The organism is Streptomyces sp. NPDC090741, from assembly GCF_044769045.1.
Classification (GTDB): domain Bacteria; phylum Actinomycetota; class Actinomycetes; order Streptomycetales; family Streptomycetaceae; genus Streptomyces.
Genome location: NZ_JBIVXF010000002.1, coordinates 1 through 15709, shown reverse-complemented (window position 1 = coordinate 15709; position 15709 = coordinate 1). Strand labels below are relative to the sequence as shown.

At 68.1% G+C, this 15709-nt stretch carries 12 protein-coding genes and 2 pseudogenes; 4 read left to right on the top strand and 10 right to left on the bottom strand.

Translation table 11 applies throughout. The features are described from left to right. Positions 1-30 precede the first annotated feature (30 nt). From trxA to ACIQU4_RS05285, 7 genes are read right to left on the bottom strand one after another with little or no spacing between them, the layout of a single operon-like run. Complete coding sequence (gene trxA / locus ACIQU4_RS05315) at positions 31-471, bottom strand: thioredoxin (RefSeq protein ID WP_403726052.1); 441 nt, start codon at positions 469-471, stop codon at positions 31-33. After that, positions 468-3107 (bottom strand): ATP-dependent chaperone ClpB, encoded by a 2640-nt coding sequence (gene clpB / locus ACIQU4_RS05310; RefSeq protein WP_403726050.1) that lies wholly within the window; start codon positions 3105-3107, stop codon positions 468-470. The genes trxA and clpB overlap by 4 nt, the downstream gene beginning before the upstream one ends. Next, the gene (locus ACIQU4_RS05305) at positions 3098-3505 is read right to left on the bottom strand and encodes a chaperone modulator CbpM (protein ID WP_403726047.1); all 408 of its coding nucleotides are present in this window, start codon (positions 3503-3505) and stop codon (positions 3098-3100) included. The genes clpB and ACIQU4_RS05305 overlap by 10 nt, the downstream gene beginning before the upstream one ends. Beyond that, entirely contained in the window at positions 3502-4455 is a 954-nt protein-coding gene (locus ACIQU4_RS05300; RefSeq protein WP_403726045.1) for a DnaJ C-terminal domain-containing protein, read from the bottom strand. The genes ACIQU4_RS05305 and ACIQU4_RS05300 overlap by 4 nt, the downstream gene beginning before the upstream one ends. A 6-nt stretch (positions 4456-4461) precedes the next feature. Further along, a complete protein-coding gene (locus ACIQU4_RS05295) occupies positions 4462-5070 on the bottom strand; it encodes a nucleotide exchange factor GrpE (protein WP_403726042.1) in 609 nt (202 codons plus the stop codon). Positions 5071-5078: 8 nt separating this feature from the next. Then, positions 5079-6980, bottom strand: a complete 1902-nt coding sequence (gene dnaK / locus ACIQU4_RS05290; protein ID WP_403726039.1) for a molecular chaperone DnaK — start codon at positions 6978-6980, stop codon at positions 5079-5081. 52 nt (positions 6981-7032) lie between these two features. Next, positions 7033-7281 carry a hypothetical protein gene (locus tag ACIQU4_RS05285; protein WP_403726036.1) on the bottom strand — a complete coding sequence of 83 codons (249 nt, stop codon included), beginning with the start codon at positions 7279-7281 and terminating at the stop codon, positions 7033-7035. A 348-nt stretch (positions 7282-7629) separates the two neighbouring features. Between ACIQU4_RS05285 and ACIQU4_RS05280 the strand changes: the two genes are divergently transcribed. Next, entirely contained in the window at positions 7630-9426 is a 1797-nt protein-coding gene (locus ACIQU4_RS05280; RefSeq protein WP_403726033.1) for a PucR family transcriptional regulator, read from the top strand. 427 nt (positions 9427-9853) lie between these two features. Further along, positions 9854-9964 (top strand): annotated as a pseudogene (locus ACIQU4_RS05275) (phosphotyrosine protein phosphatase); the annotation flags it as partial. 90 nt (positions 9965-10054) lie between these two features. Here the strand turns inward: ACIQU4_RS05275 and ACIQU4_RS05270 are convergent. Together ACIQU4_RS05270 and ACIQU4_RS05265 are read right to left on the bottom strand one after the other, a co-directional pair. Next, positions 10055-10882, bottom strand: a complete 828-nt coding sequence (locus ACIQU4_RS05270; protein ID WP_403726030.1) for a hypothetical protein — start codon at positions 10880-10882, stop codon at positions 10055-10057. 375 nt (positions 10883-11257) lie between these two features. Next, positions 11258-11425 (bottom strand): annotated as a pseudogene (locus tag ACIQU4_RS05265) (pirin family protein); the annotation flags it as partial. 93 nt (positions 11426-11518) lie between these two features. Between ACIQU4_RS05265 and ACIQU4_RS05260 the strand changes: the two are divergent. Together ACIQU4_RS05260 and ACIQU4_RS05255 are read left to right on the top strand one after the other, a co-directional pair. After that, on the top strand, positions 11519-12673 hold the full coding sequence (locus ACIQU4_RS05260; RefSeq protein ID WP_403726028.1) for a tyrosine-type recombinase/integrase: 1155 nt from the start codon (positions 11519-11521) through the stop codon (positions 12671-12673). A 303-nt stretch (positions 12674-12976) separates the two neighbouring features. Then, positions 12977-13969, top strand: coding sequence for a hypothetical protein (locus ACIQU4_RS05255; protein WP_403726026.1), 993 nt, complete (start codon positions 12977-12979; stop codon positions 13967-13969). Positions 13970-14069: 100 nt separating this feature from the next. Here ACIQU4_RS05255 and ACIQU4_RS05250 read toward each other — a convergent pair whose 3' ends face one another. Further along, positions 14070-15320: a hypothetical protein gene (locus ACIQU4_RS05250; RefSeq protein ID WP_403726023.1), complete on the bottom strand. Its 1251-nt coding sequence runs from the start codon at positions 15318-15320 to the stop codon at positions 14070-14072. Between the last annotated feature and the right edge of the window lie 389 nt (positions 15321-15709).

Here is a 15709-nt window from a genome sequence, read left to right as displayed (position 1 = left end):
GCACCGTCGTGTTCACCCTCCAGCAGTGGTTTACCGGCCCGCCATCGCCTGCTCGACCCACGAGCGCAGGACGTGCGCGGGTGCCGCGCCGGCCTGCCGGGCGACCGTCTCGCCCTGGTCCACGACGAGCAGGGTCGGCACCGCCTGCACCTCGAACCGCCGACTGAGCCGTGGGTTCTTGTCGACGTCGACCTTGACGAGCTTGATCCGTCCGGCGAGGTCCCGGGCGACCTGTTCGAGGGCTGGGCTGACCATGCGGCAGGGGCCGCACCAGGTGGCCCAGAGGTCGACGACGACAGGCTGGCTGGCGTTGTCGGCGACCTCGGCGAAGTCGTCGTCGCCCGCGTCGACGATCCAGGGCAGGGGCTGCTTGCAGTGGCCGCATTTGGGCCGTCCCTCGGCGGCCACGGGAATCCGGTTGCCGCGCCCGCAGTTCGGGCAGGTCACCGTCGTCGTCCGGGTGGTGTTCACGCCGCCCTCGCTTCCCGGGCCCCCTCCTGCTGGTCGTAGGTGACCACCAGCTCTCCGTGCTCGGCGTCGACGCGCACCGTCGCGCCGTCCTGGACGTCGCCGCGCAGCAGGGCGCGCCCGACCAGCGTCTCGACCTCGTGGGAGATGTAACGCCGCAGCGGCCGGGCCCCGTACACCGGGTCGTAGCCCTGGTGGGCAATCACTTCCCGGGCGGCGTCGGTGAGTTCGACGGTGATGCGGCGTTCGGCGAGCCGCTGCCGCAGCTCGTCGAACTGCAGCTCCACGATCCGCTCGATCTGCCGCTCACCGAGCGGCTTGAACAGCACGATGTCGTCGACGCGGTTGAGGAACTCCGGGCGGAAGTGCCCGCGCAGCTCGCCCATCACCAGGGCGCGGGCGTCGGGCTTGATCTCACCTTCGGCGGTGGCGCCGTCGAGGAGGTGCTCGGAGCCGATGTTGGACGTCATGATGATCACGGTGTTGCGGAAGTCGACGGTGCGGCCCTGAGCATCGGTGATGCGGCCGTCATCGAGGATCTGCAGCAGGGTGTTGAAGACATCGGTGTGCGCCTTCTCGATCTCGTCGAACAGTACGACCGAGTACGGCTTGCGGCGTACGGCCTCGGTGAGCTGGCCGCCTTCCTCGTAGCCGACGTATCCGGGCGGTGCGCCCATGAGCCGGCTGACGGTGTGCCGCTCCTGGTACTCACTCATGTCGAGGCGGACCATGTTCTCCTCGGAGTCGAACAGGGTCCGGGCGAGGGTCTTGGCCAGCTCGGTCTTCCCGACGCCGGTGGGGCCGAGGAAGATGAAGGAGCCGATGGGGCGGCGCGGGTCGCGTATGCCGGAGCGGGCGCGGATGATGGCGTCGGCGACGAGCTTGACGGCCTCGTCCTGGCCGATGACGCGCTCGCGCAGGATCTCGTCGAGGCGCAGCAGTTTCTCGCGTTCGCCCTCCTGGAGGCGGGCGACGGGGATGCCGGTCCAGGCGGCGACGATCTCGGCGATCTCCTCCTCGGTGACGACCTCGCGCAGCAGCCGGTTCTGCCCTTGTTTGGCGGCCAGTTGTTCCTCTTCTGCGGTGAGTCGGCGCTCCAGGTCCTGGAGTCGGCCGTAGCGGAGTTCGGCGGCGCGGTTGAGGTCGTAGGCGCGTTCGGCCTCCTCTGCCTCGTGGCGGACCTGCTCCAGTTCCTGGCGCAGTTCCTGCACGCGGCGGATCGCCTGCCGTTCAGCCTCCCACTGGGCGTGTTTGGAGTCTGCCTCGCCGCGCAGGTCGGCCAGTTCCCTGCGCAGCTCCTCCAGGCGGGTTTTGCTGGCGGGGTCGGTCTCCTTGGAGAGGGCGGCATCCTCGATCTCCAGGCGGGTGACGCGGCGGGTGATCTCGTCGAGTTCGGCGGGCATCGAGTCGATCTCGGTACGCAGCCGGGCGCATGCCTCGTCGACGAGGTCGATGGCCTTGTCGGGCAGGAATCGATCGGTGATGTAGCGGTGGCTGAGGGTGGCCGCGGAAACCAGCGCGTTGTCCTGGATCTTCACGCCGTGGAAGACCTCAAGGCGTTCACGCAGTCCGCGCAAGATGGAGATGGTGTCCTCCACGCTGGGCTCCTCGACCAGGACCTGCTGGAAGCGGCGTTCGAGGGCGGCGTCCTTCTCGATGTGCTTGCGGTACTCGTCGAGGGTGGTGGCGCCGATCATGTGGAGTTCGCCGCGGGCGAGCATCGGCTTGAGCATGTTGCCCGCGTCCATGGCCCCTTCGGCGGCGCCCGCGCCGACGACGGTGTGCAGTTCGTCGACGAAGAGCAGGATGCGCCCCTGGGCGGCCTTGACCTCGCTGAGCACGGCCTTGAGGCGTTCCTCGAACTCACCGCGGTACTTGGCGCCGGCGACCAGGGAGCCCATGTCGAGGGCGAACACGATCTTGTCGCGGAGTCCTTCGGGCACGTCGCCGCGGACGATGCGCTGGGCGAGGCCCTCGACGATGGCGGTCTTGCCGACGCCGGGGTCGCCGATGAGGACGGGGTTGTTCTTGGACTTTCGGCTCAGGATCTGGGTGACACGGCGGATCTCGGCATCCCGGCCGATGACCGGGTCGAGCCTGCCGGCCCTGGCCTCGGCGACGAGATCGCGGCCGTACTTCTCCAGAGCCTCGTAGGCCACTTCGGGATTGGCGGAGGTGACGCGCTGGTTGCCGCGGACCTGGGTGAGCGCGCTCAGGAACGAGTCCCTGGTGATGCCGGCCTGGTTGAGCAGTCGCCCGGCGGCGGTCGAAGAGCTCTCCTCAGCCAGAGCCAGCAGGAGGTGCTCCACTGACACGTACTCGTCCTTGAGGCGCTTGGCCTCCCGTTCGGCGGCGTCGAGCAGGCGGGCGAGGCGCTGAGTGACGAAGACCTGGCCGGGTGCCGCGCCGGGGCCGGTGACCTTCGGGCGGCGGGAGAGTTCCTCGCGCACGGCCGCGCGCAGTTCCTTCGGCTCGGTGCCGGCCTGTTGCAGCAACCGCGGGATCAGACCGTCCTCCTGATCGAGAAGTGCGAGCAGCAGGTGTTCCCCGTCGACCTCGGTGTGCCCCATGCGGCCGGCGGCGGTCTGGGCCTCCTGGAGGGCTTCCTGAGACTTCTGGGTGAGACGGTTCATGTCCATGGGGGTGTTTCACTCCTCGTGCCGCGGCCGCGCAGGGCGGCTTCGAGCAGGCTGATGCGGTCGAGCAGGTCGAGCACCAGACCGATGGATGCGTAGTTGAGGCAGAGTCCGGAGCGCAGCCGCTGGATGCGGGCGAGGACCGCCGGGGCCGCGGGGTCGAACACCAGCTCTCCGGAGGCGTCGCGCTCGGCGTCGACCAGGCCCAGGGCGACGAACCGGCGGATCAGATCGGGGTGGAGGCCCGAGCGACGGGCCGCGGCGTCCAGGGAGAGCCTGGGGGCGGGCACGAGCGCGTACCGGACAGCCGTCCAGGCGGTGACGTCGGCGCCCGTTCGTACCGGACGGTCGCCCATGCCGGCCCGGCCGATGCCTGCTGCTCCCGCGGGTCGGTCGTTCATCGCGTCCTCCTGGGGTCGTACGAAGAGGTGGCGGCGAGCTCCTCGAACAGTTCGCGCTCCCGGTCGCCGAGGGTGGGGGGCACCATGACGCGGATTTCGGCGTACAGGTCGCCGCCTGCGCCGCGCGGGTTCGGCATGCCCTCGCCGCGCAGCCGCAGCCGCCGGCCGCTGGACGAGCCCGCGGGCACCGTGACCTTGGCCGTGCCACCGCCGGGGGTGGGCACCGGCACGGTCGCACCCAGGGCCGCCTCCCAAGGTGCGATCGGGACCTGGACGTGCACGTCGCGGCCGTCCAGCCGGAACCGGGGGTGGGGCTGGATGCGCACCCGCAGGTACAGGTCGCCCGCGGAGGCGTCACCACGGCCCTGGCCGCCCTCGCCCGCCAGCCGGATGCGCTGCCCGTCGGTGACGCCCGGCGGCACGTCGACCTCGTACCGCCGCGGCTGCCCGGTGGGACCGGCGAGTGTGACGGTGCGACGGCCGCCTCGGTACGCCTCCTCGACGGTGAGCGGCAGTTCGGCCTCCTGGTCCGCTCCGGGGACGCCGCCTCGGGCGGCGCCGGCTCCGAACATGGAACCGAGCAGGTCCTCGATGTCGATGCCTTCCGCTCCGAAGTCATCGCCGAAGCCGGTGGTGTACCGAACGCGAGGACCGCCCCCGCCTGCTGTCCTCCGAGCGCGGAAGCCGCCGCCCGCTCCGGCCGCGACCCGTTCGTCGAAGTCCTCGGGGATCTTGCGGAAGTCCTCGCCGAAGCGGTCGTAACGGGCCCGGGTCTTCGGGTCCGACAGGACGCTGTATGCCTCGTTGAGGTCCTTGAAGCGTTCCTCCGCCCCCGGGTCCTTGTTGAGGTCGGGGTGGTGTCTGCGGGCGAGTTTGCGATATGCCTGCTGGATCTCGTCCTGGCTCGCGCTCCGCGACACGCCGAGCACCTCGTAGAAGTCCCGCGCCATGACCGGTCACTCCCGCTTCGCAACGATCACCGCGGCCGGCCTGAGCTGCCGCTCGCCGTCCCCGTAGCCGGGGCGCAGTACCTCGACGACCGTGCCCGGTGGGGCGTCGGGGTCCTGGACGACGCCGACCACCTCGTGCCGGGCCGGGTCGAAGGCGACGCCAGTCTCCGCATGCCTCGGGTAGCCGAGCAGTTCGAGGACGTTCACCGCTTGGTCGCGTACGGCCCGGATGCCCTCCACGATCGCGCCCGGATCGGCGCCCGCGTGGGTCAGGGCGAGTTCGAGGTTGTCGAGGACGGGTAGGAAGGCGGCCGCCGTGCGGGACCGCTCTACCGCCCGTTCGCGCTCCAGTTCCCTGGCGTGACGCTTGCGAAGGTTGTCGAGGTCGGCGAGTGCACGCCGCCAACGGTCCTCCAGTTCCTGGATCGCGGTCGTGTACTCGTCCTCGGCACGTTCGGGGCCGGCGGCGTCGGGTCCCGGTTCTCCGTTCGCCGCTTCGGGCCGGGGCGGGCCCGGTTGGGGCAGATCCCCGCGAGGAGGGCGTCCGGCGCCTCCCGGGACCGGTTCGACCGGATCCGACGCGGCCCGGTCGGGTTCCTGGGGGTAGGTGGGCATGGCGCGCCTCAGCCCTTGTCGAACTCGGCGTCGATGACATCATCGTCACCGCCACTGCCACTCGTGGGACCGCCGGTGGCGGCGTCCTGGCCGGGACCTCCGCCCGTAGCGGCGGCGCCCTGATGGGCCGCCAGCCCGGCGAGCACCTGCTGGAGTTCGGAGGACAGGGGCCGCACCCGCTCCACGCCTGCCTCCTCCTTGACCGCCGCCCGGGCATCCGACACCAGCATCTCGGCGCGTGCCTTCTCGTGCGCGGGTGCCGTGTCGCCCAGTTCGGCGAGACGCTTCTCGACCTGGTACGCGATGGCGTCGAGTTCGTTGCGGGCGTCGACGGCCTCGCGGAGTGCCTTGTCCTGGCCCTGGTTGCGATCGGCCTCCTGGACCATGCGTTCGACCTCACTGCGGTCCAGGTTGGAGCTCTCGCTGATGGTGATGCCCTGTTCCTTGCCGGTGTCCCGGTCCCGGGCCTTGACGTTGAGGATGCCGTTGGCGTCGATGTCGAAGGTGACCTCGATCTGTGCTTCGCCCCGCGGCGCCGGCCGGATGTCGGTGAGCTGGAACCGGCCCAGCACCCGGTTGTCGGCGGCCCGCTCCCGCTCGCCCTGGAGGACCACCACGTCGACGGCCGGCTGGTTGTCCTCGGCGGTCGAGAAGGTCTCGCTGCGGCGCACCGGGATGGTGGTGTTCCGCTCGATGATCTTCGTCATCACTCCGCCGCGTGTCTCCACGCCCAGCGACAAGGGTGTGACGTCGAGCAGCAGGACGTCCTTGACCTCGCCCTTGAGCACCCCGGCCTGGATCGCGGCGCCCAGGGCCACGACCTCGTCGGGGTTGACGCTCATGTTGGGATCCTTGCCGCCGGTCAGCCGGCGGACCAGGGTCTGGACAGCGGGGATGCGGGTGGAACCGCCGACGAGGATGACCTCGTCGATGTCGCTCTCGCCGACCTTGGCGTCGGCCATCGCCTGCTGCACCGGTCCCAGGCAACGCTCCACCAGGTCGCCGGTGATCTGCTCGAACGTGGACCGCATGATCGAGTCGGTGAGGTGCTTGGGGCCCGAGGCGTCTGCGGTGATGAACGGCAGGCTGACCTGCGTCTGCGTCACCGAACTGAGCTCGGTCTTGGCCTTCTCCGCCGCCTCGAACAGTCGTTGCAGCGCCTGCGGGTCCTTGCGCAGGTCGATGCCGTTCTCCTTCTGGAAGTCGTCCGCGAGGTAATCCACCAGACGCCGGTCGAAGTCGTCGCCGCCCAGGTGGCTGTCGCCGGCGGTGGAGCGCACCTCCACCACGCTGTCGCCGACGTCGAGGATGCTCACGTCGAAAGTGCCGCCGCCCAGGTCGAAGACGAGGACGGTCTCGTGCCCCTTCTTGTCCATGCCGTACGCGAGGGCGGCCGCCGTCGGCTCGTTGATGATCCGCAGCACCTCCAGTCCCGCGATCCGTCCGGCGTCCTTGGTGGCGGTGCGCTGGGCGTCATTGAAGTAGGCGGGGACCGTGATGACCGCCTCCGTGACCCGCTCCCCGAGCTGCTTGGAGGCGTCGTCGGCGAGTTTGCGCAGCACCTGTGCGCTGATCTCCTCAGGCGCGTACAACTTGTCGCGCACCTTGAAGCGGGCGGCCCCGCCGTCGCCCTCGACGACGTCGTACGCCACCGCCCTGGCCTCGTCGGAGATCTCGTCGAAGTGCCGGCCGATGAACCGCTTGGCCGAGTAGATGGTGCCCTTGGGGTTGAGGATCGCCTGGCGCCGGGCCAGCTGGCCCACCAGACGTTCCCCGGTGTCGGTGAAGGCCACCACGGACGGTGTCGTGCGGTTGCCCTCGCTGTTGGGCACGACGGACGGCTCGCCGCCCTCCCACACGGCGATCACCGAGTTCGTGGTGCCCAGGTCGATGCCCACTGCCTTGGCCATGGGGAACTCCTCCCGGTACGGCGCCTGCGCCGACTCTCCGAATCACGTTCGTTCAGGTACGGGTGGGACCTGCGCCGGTGGTCTGCAGCCCGCCGATCAGCCGTACAGCCTCGTCGGCGACCTCCTCGTCCACCACGACCTCGTACCGGCTCGGCCGCATCGAGCGGATCGAGGCGAAATCCCGGCGACCGCCCTGCAATGCGTGCAGCAGCGTGCCGGACAGCGCGCCGACGATCGCTCCGAAGACCAGCCCGTACAGGACGAGGAGCAGGGCGGAGACGACGGGGTCGAGCCGGTTCACCAGGCACAACAGCCAGCCGAACAGGACGCCGGGGCCCTCTTCACGGGAAACCCGTGGCCAGAGAGGTGGTCAACGGCGCGTCCGGCTTCCCGGTACGTCTTGTACGAGGCAATCGGCCTGCGTAGCTGCTCGGTCACCGCCCGGCCCTTCCTGCCGGTGCGCACGGACGGTTTCGAACACTTCCCAGGGTGGCGGGCCGAGTGGCTCCACGCCTGCGCCTGGCGAGTCAGAGACGCACGGGGCCGGTCGCCCCACGAGTACGAGAGGAAGGATCCGAACACCTCGGATGAGCCGGCCCGAGCAGGCACCACCGCTCGCCTGTAGGCTCGAAGAGAACGGAGTGATCCCATGGCCAGCAGCCGGGCGCACAACCCGTACCACCGCCGCTGCGACCGGGAGCGCAGCCTTCCGCGGGGCAGCGGCGGGCGGCTCCTCATGGCCGCGCGGCGAGGGCCCCGCCCACTCGCTCCAACCCCGGCCGACCGTTTCCCCCACGAACTGATGGTGCTCTCCAGCGCCCTGTTCGACACCCTGGACGAAGGGGAGATCCTGAGCCTGGCCATGGACCACATAGCCGCCGCAGGGCCGTACAGCGCCGAGGCCGGATACCTCAAGGTGGACGGCGACCTGGTCCCCAGCCCGAGGAATGGGCAGGTCCATGCCTTGGCCGTGGACCGGAGGGTGCGGGAGCTGGCCGGGGCGGACGGCCTTGTGACCGTGCCCGGCTGGCCCTGGGGCCGGGCCCTGGGGCTACGCGGGCCTGAGAAACTCTACGGCTACCTCGTGGTGACGTCCCGCTCCCGGCCCACCGAGGCCGAGCGCTCCCTGCTCGCCACGCTCGTCCGGCACACCGCCGCTGCACTGTCGGTCGCCTTCGCAGACCGCCGCCAACGCGAGGACCCGCTGGAGCTGCACCGGCTGAGGGAGGAACGGACAGCCCTCCAGGGTCGGCTGATTGCCGTCGTGGCCGAGCTGGGGTACCAGCAGGCTGTTCACGCGCTCATGGCCGACGTCGCCGCCTCGGGCGGCGGCGAGGAAGCCCTCACCCGCGCACTGCACGGGCTCACTGGACTCCCCGCGCTGGTCGAGGACCGCTTCGGTCGGCTGAGGTCCTGGATCGGTCCCGATCGCCCTGACCCCTATCCCGAACCGGACCCCGTGCGCCAGGACGAAATGCTGTACGCCGTCGCCCGTCAGGCCGGGCCGGTGCGGGTGAAGGACCGGCTGGTCACCCTGGTCCGCGCGCACGGCGAGATCCTGGGCGTGCTGGCCCTGGTCGACGTCCGGGGCGAGGCCGACGAGCACACCCTGCGCGCGCTGGAAGACGCCGCCGCGTCGCTCGCCCCGGAGCTGGCGCACCTGCGCAATCTGGCCGAAGTGGAGTCGAGGCTGCACCGCGAGCTGGCCGACGACCTCCTGGCAGGGACGGACGAGGCGAGCGCCTACGCCCGGTCCGAGGCAGTCGGACACGACCTGCACCGCCGCCACTACGTCGTCGTGGTGCAGTGGTCGAACCAGACCGCAGACGGTTCCTTCGCGCAGACGGTGGGCCGGGCGGCCTCTGCCGTGGGCATGCACTCGCTGCTGACCCGGCGTTCCGACCACGTGGTCCTGGTCGCCGACGACAGGCCGCACGCCCGCGCGCTGTACGAGGCGCTCGTCCGGGAGACCGGGACACGGTCCGGGACGATCGGGGTGAGCGCCCCTTGCGACTCCCCGGACGACATCCCCCACCGCTACCAGGAGGCGCAGCGCGCCCTGGAAGTGCGCCGCCACTCCCGCGAGCACTACGGCACGACGTTCTTCGACGAGCTGGGCCTCTACCGCATCCTGGGACCCGGCAACGATTACCGGGAACTGGAGACGTTCGTCCACGAGTGGCTCGGGCAGCTGATCGACTACGACTCCCGGCACCACACGGCCATGGTGGAGACGCTGTCCCACTACTTCGACTGCGGCGGCAACTACGACGAGACCGCCGAATCCCTCGCGATCCACCGCAGCACGCTGCGCTATCGGCTCCAGCGCATCCGCAACATCAGCGGCAACGACCTCGCGAACGTCGAGGACCGGCTCAACCTCCAGGTGGCGACCCGAGTGTGGAAGATCGTGCTGGGCGAACAAGCAGGAGAACGGCGTAGTTGAACGCGATTCGGCAGATTGACCACCATTCGACACATGCACACCTGCTCCGCTTGCAGCGAGGAGCCCGGTTCGCAGGAGCCGTACGGCTGGGGAGGGCTGACCTCGGCGCGTGATGAGTCCGAGCCGGCGTGCGGCGAATTGCGGCCCTGGCGACCGCGACATCTCGCCCCGGCTTCACCCCCGAGCCGGTCGACCGGGACGGGTTCCCCGGCGAACAGCCCGCTCTGCTCAGTCAGGCATACGAACTCGCCGAGCGGGAGAAAGGTCTCACGATCCCCCGTCCGGCCGACGAGTCGGGATGGCATCCCGAGCGCGTCCGCTGCCTGCTGGGCTCACCCGACACGAGACCGATACTCCGTATCGTCTGACACTCGTGGTGGGAGGCGTCGCGGACCTGAAGACGAGACGGCACGCGAACGGCCTCGACCTCGACGGGCAGCTCGAAGACCCCGCCACCCAGGGCGTCGAGGCCGTCCGGGCGATCCACGACGAAATCAAGAAGCTCATCGAGGGCCTCATCGCCGAGATGTCTCCGGAGCTGGTCAGCCGAGTACAGCGTGGGACACCAGCGGCGCGCACCTCGAGAAATCTCCCGGAAGGAGAGACCGCCTGCGCAGCGCGAACCGCCTCAAGCGCCGGGCCGCTTGTGCCGTGAGAGCAGCTCGCCGAAGAACGAGTGCAGCATGGTGGAAGCATTCGGACGAGCAAGCTCGTGACCGCCGAAACGGTAGATGTCGTAGCCCATGAGGTGGAGCCGCCGGTCCTCGGCGACCATCTCCGAGTAGATCCTGGGCGACGCCTTCCCGGTTGCGTCGGCGTAGTGCTGCACGCCATCGACCTCGATGACGATGCGCGACCGGTCCGGGGTAAGGAGGGGGAAGTCCATGCGCTGCCGCGCGAGGGCCGAGGTGTGGCCTGGAGTCCTGCGCGTGTAGGGGTCGTAGTGGAGGTAGACCTGCGGTATGAGGGCGGGGAGTTCATCACCTCCCGCTGCGCCGTAGCGCGCACAGTAGGTGCGGAACAGGAGCCGCTCGGGCTCCGAGTCCAGTGACGCCGCGAGCCTCGCGTACAGCGCGTGCGCGGTACGGCGGTCGTTCGGGTCCGCCTGCTGCCGGTCGGCCCACCATGTGACCATCTCACGCCATGTGAGGCCGTACGGCGAGAAGGGATCAGTGAACACCAGGCAGTTGTCGGCGTTCGAGACGATCTCCGCATCGTTGTTGACCGCGTCACGCAAGACGATCTTGGGTTTCGGGCCGTCCGCCGCGAAGATGAGGTTCTTGAACCGGCCGGTCGGCCCTTTCTTGAACTGGGCGTCGTATTCAGCCTCCTCCAGCCGCTCCAGGGCGTCCCGTGCCGGCCACATCCGGACCTCCCCAAACCGCACCCGTGAGCACCCGCTGAACACGCCCCCAGGCATGGGGCCCTGCCGGCGCGACCGCGGCGGCTCCAGCACGGCGCCTTGTTGACTGCCTACAACCTCGCAGGCCGCCTCCGCCGCGGGCCAACTGCGGCCTTCGACCCTGAAGGGGGGGGCGAACCGGCCCTGTCCGGGGCAGCCAACCGGTTCGCGACCGGCACCTCTGCGTGACGCGCCTCTGCAACGAGGAAGCGTCCGACTCTCCCTACAGACATCTAACTACTCATCAGTAGAGTCAGCAAAGTGTCAGCATTCGTTCGACTAGACCTGACCACACCCTGATCCACATGAGACTCGGCGCCAAGATCAAAATGCCACTGCCGAGATCGCGTCGACTCCCGCCGGGCCCTCAGAAGCGGAACGATGCGAGCCGCCACGTGCAGCCCGCACCTTTGATGACATCAGCGCTGTTCAGCGCGTTCTACCCCTGGGCTTCAAGCGAGTTGGGGGGAGTTCCGGAGCCGGAATCGGAGCACCGTCGTAGCCCTTCACCTCGCCGTAGCGGGTGCCGTTCATCCAGTCTTCGCGGAAGCCTGCGATGTCCTCTTGGGAGCGTCCGATCCAGTTCCAGAACGTAACACGAGATATCCGTCTTCGTGCAGGTCAGGAACGTATTGGACCCTCCGGCGTCAGCAAAAGGTCAGCATTGGCGCCCGAGGAGTCCCGCACCGCATGGCAACGAAGTCGCTCGCCCATGGCATGGGCACCTTCTACAAGGACTGCGAGCACCCGCAGTCCCGCTGGTCGAAGTGCCCGCACGAGTACACGATCCGTTACCGCAGCGCGGCCGGGAAGCAGACCGAGGAGGCCGGCTTCTCCACCCAGGAGAAGGCGATCGACCGCCTCACCACCATCTACCAGGAGAAGAAGGCCGCTCCCAGGAACCAGAGCAAGGCGGAGCGCATCCAGAAGTACGGCGCGATGCAGTTCCGCGAGTACACCGCGGAGTGGAAGGCCGGCCAGCGCGACCTCGCCGAGTCCTCGCTCCGCACCCTGCAGTCCCTGCTCGAGCACCACATCCTCCCGACCCTCGGCAGCCGCCGGATGAGCACCTTCGACCACAAGGTCGTCGACGGCTTCATCCGGACCATGGAGCGCAACGGTGCCGGCCTGGCCACCCAGTCCAACGCCTTCGACAAGGTGAAGTCCGTCCTCCTCGACGCCTACCGCCTCGGCATCTACACCGAGAACCCCGTCCTGGGCGTCAAGCCCCCGCAGTACGACCCCGAACGCGCGGTCATCCCCTCCCCCGCCCAGCTCCGCGACATACGCACCGCCGGCGACGACCGCTTCCTCCTCATCGCCGACCTCATGAGCGGCTGCGGCATGCGCAACGGCGAAGCCTTCGCCGTCAACCTCAACAACCTCGTCGCCGGCGACGTCTACCGCATCACCGAGCAGGTCAACCAGACCACGAAGACCTACGGCCGTCTCAAGCACCGCAAGCCCACCGACTACCGCGACGTCCCCCTCCCGGCCCGCGTCCGCGAGACGATCGAGTGGTACGCCGACAAACACGGCACGGTCGACGGCTACCTCCTCCGCCACCCCATGGACCCTACGAGGCCGTTCCTGGCCTACTACCTCCAGAACCAGTGGCAGCGCATCAAGCGCGCGGGTGAGGTCGATGTCCCCGAGGGCATGGTGATCTACAGCCTCCGCCACTTCTTCGCCTCGAACTGCCTCACCAACGGCATCCCCATCACCGACGTCGCCGAGTGGATGGGCCACAAGAGCCTCGACATCACCTTCAAGATCTACCGCCACCTCATGCCCGGCTCCATCGGCAAGGCCGCCAAGATCCTGGACGTCGGCCTGGCCGCATAGCATCCCAGCCACCATGCTTGATCGCCACGGACGAGGCGTTGCTCAGTACGGCCTGCAACGGCAGCAGCGCGCTGCCAGGAATCTGGGCAGTGACCGGGGCTGCGCAGCGGATCGGTGTGTGTTGCTCTCCGGAGCATCGGTCAAGGCGATCATGATGTGCTGTCGTTCTCCCAGGGGGCAGTGAGGGCGTACTCGGCGTGGTAGCGCTGGAGCAGCGCGAGACTGAGGCTTGGCCACGCGAAGCCCGGACGACTGTCAGTGGTGAGGACTACAGTCGGGATCCGCGCAGGCGAAAGAGGTGTGATGGAGTTCAGGCGGCGAACACTTACTCAGATCGGCGACATGATCTGCGGCAACTTCCCGGAGGAGACGTCCCATTTCGTCTACCGCAGCAGCAAGTACCTGACGGAGTTCTTCGAAGAGGCCGATACCGACTACAGGCACGACGGCACCACCCGCAGGGAGTGGGTGGCGGACACGCTCGCCCTGGTCCTGAAGGAGCCTCGCGCAAGCTCGACAACCGTACCCGACTCTTTCGCCCGCGTGATCACCCGCCTGATGGACAAGTCGGAAGCCTTGAACGACGAAGCCGGCAGACCAGGCGCCTTGGCGATGCTCAACGCCGCCCTGGCCCGAGAAGGGTTCGAAGCGTTCTACGCGGAGGACCAGCAGTGCTATCTGCGGCACGTAGCGACGAGCATGATCGCAGCACCATCTCCGAACCCGCATCGCCCCTTCCCGCAGGCGGAGCAGGAACGCCGCGAACAGCTGTTGTCGTACTTGCAGTCGGCCTCCGAGGATTCGATGATCGAAGAGGTGCTGCTGCCCCTCTTCCGGCAACTTGGCTTCCATCGCGTCACCGCGGCAGGCCACCGAGACAAGGCGCTCGAATACGGCAAAGACATCTGGATGAAATACACCCTGCCGACGCAGCATGTCCTCTACTTCGGCATACAGGTGAAGAAGGGAAAGCTCGACGCATCGGGGGTCACGCGGGGCTCGAACGCCAACGTCGCCGAGATCCTGAATCAGGCGACGATGATGCTCGGGCACGAGGTGTTCGACCCCGAGGTCGGAAGGCGAGTCCTCGTCGACCACGCCTTCATCGTCGCAGGTGGTGAGATCACGAAGGCGGCCCGCAACTGGCTCGGAAACCACCTTGACGCCTTGAAGCGCAGCCAGATCATCTTCATGGACCGCGACGACATTCTGAATCTGTTCGTCGTCACCAACCTGCCACTTCCACAGGGCGCATGGGCTGCACAATCGGCCTACCCCACCGAGCCACCGTTCTGACAGTCGTCAGACCCCGGCGCGGCGCTCGAGCCAACTGTGGTGACTCGGCATCAGGATCGTTGACGGCGGCCTACGGCTACGCACCCTTGGGCTGCATTGCCTAGTCAAATACACGGATGATCATGTCGAGGATGGCGCGTATTCCACTCCAGTCCTGCTCGTTCATGATGTCCGGATTCTCCCGGGCCTTAGCCAGCTTGGTCTGGTATGCCACCTGGAGGTCGCGTTTATCGGTGATCTCGCCCTGGTACTGCTTGCTGCCCTTGCTGTAACTGCTCCATTGCACAGGGCGGAGCGCACCGTCAGAGCCTACGAGAACGTCTTCACCGAGGTAGAGCTCGATCGAACCGGCGAGTCCGTTGACATCGGCTGCAGAGATCCGTCCATCCGGGGCTTGCTCGCTAGGGGGCCCCAGGGTGGGATAGCGGGTGGCCAGCGCAATGGGCGGGTATCGGAGCACCTTGATGCTGCTCGGCAGAGCGCTGTCACGATAGAGGGGACGAAGCGCGTCAGCGGCCGCTGTGTCGTTGTCGAACAACGCGATGACGGGGTTGGCGACGTGAGCCGCAGCGAAGGCTCGTACTGTTGTGGCGAGGGAACCGGCTCCGCCTTGTGCGTTATTGGCGTAGTTCATGAAGCGTACGAGGTCTGTCAGGTGCGGGTAGAGCAGTGCGAGGGCTGGCTCCAGAATGGCCACGTCACTGCTGCCCTCGGTCAGGACGATCACAGGGGCGTGCGCGGCTGAGGCTTGGTGTACCTGATCCAATGCATCCACACACATATTGTTCAGCTCGCTATTTTCACCCACCAGGTCGGGATCGTCCGCGTCCAGGATGAACGTCACCTCGGCGTCCGGAAAGGCCATGAGGGCAGCCTGCAGAGCAAAGCCGGGCTCCGTGTAATCGAGGAGGCGAAGGAACCAGGTGAATCCGCCCGGTGTCAGCGGAGACAGACCATCCGGACCAGCCGCTACCGCTGCAATCCAATCGTCCGCAGTGCTGGTATCCAGCAGGGTGCGCTCAGCCTCCTGCCGCTGGCGTTCCTCCTCCAAGAACGAGGGGATACCCCACGCCAAGTAGCTTCCATCCAGCAGTCCGTCCAGGAAGCTCATCGTTGCGGCCCTGGTGTATCCGAGCAGACTCAATCGCTGCGAAACGACCGGGCCCGGCCCCTCAAGCGAGTACTCGACCCAGGCGTCGTCACCAGCGCCTTCCCCGTAGACCATGGCTGCCGACACATGCCGCGCGCAGAGCATCTCGTCAGTGAAGGCGGCCACTAGCTCGGGTCCCCACCCGTCTCGCAGCCGATGAATCTGATGCCCAGCCACCCAGAGTCCTTCGCCCATGCTCATATGGCCCATGATCCGTGACAGGCACCTGCCCCGGCAGCAGAATTGATCAGGCCCGGCCTGTCCAACGCGGATCGCGCCAGCCCGCAGCGTGCGGTGGGGCCGCGGAACTGCAACCAGGCGCTCGACCCGGCGCCGGCAGCGCTTCGCGACGACCAGCGCGCAAGCCCTGCGACGTGGCTCGGCGGCCGCGGGCTGATCCACGCATTCCAGCGGGTCGACGCAGACAGAGGCCGGGTAGTCGCATTCATTGATCCGCGGGTTCCAGTGCAGGCCTGCCGGACAGTCGAAGCACAGCTAGGTGTTCTGTCCAGGGAGGTTGTGGACGGGTGATGCAGGTCTCGGCTGAGGGATCTTGAACGAGTGAGGGCCTTCCGGGTTCGGTGTGGATT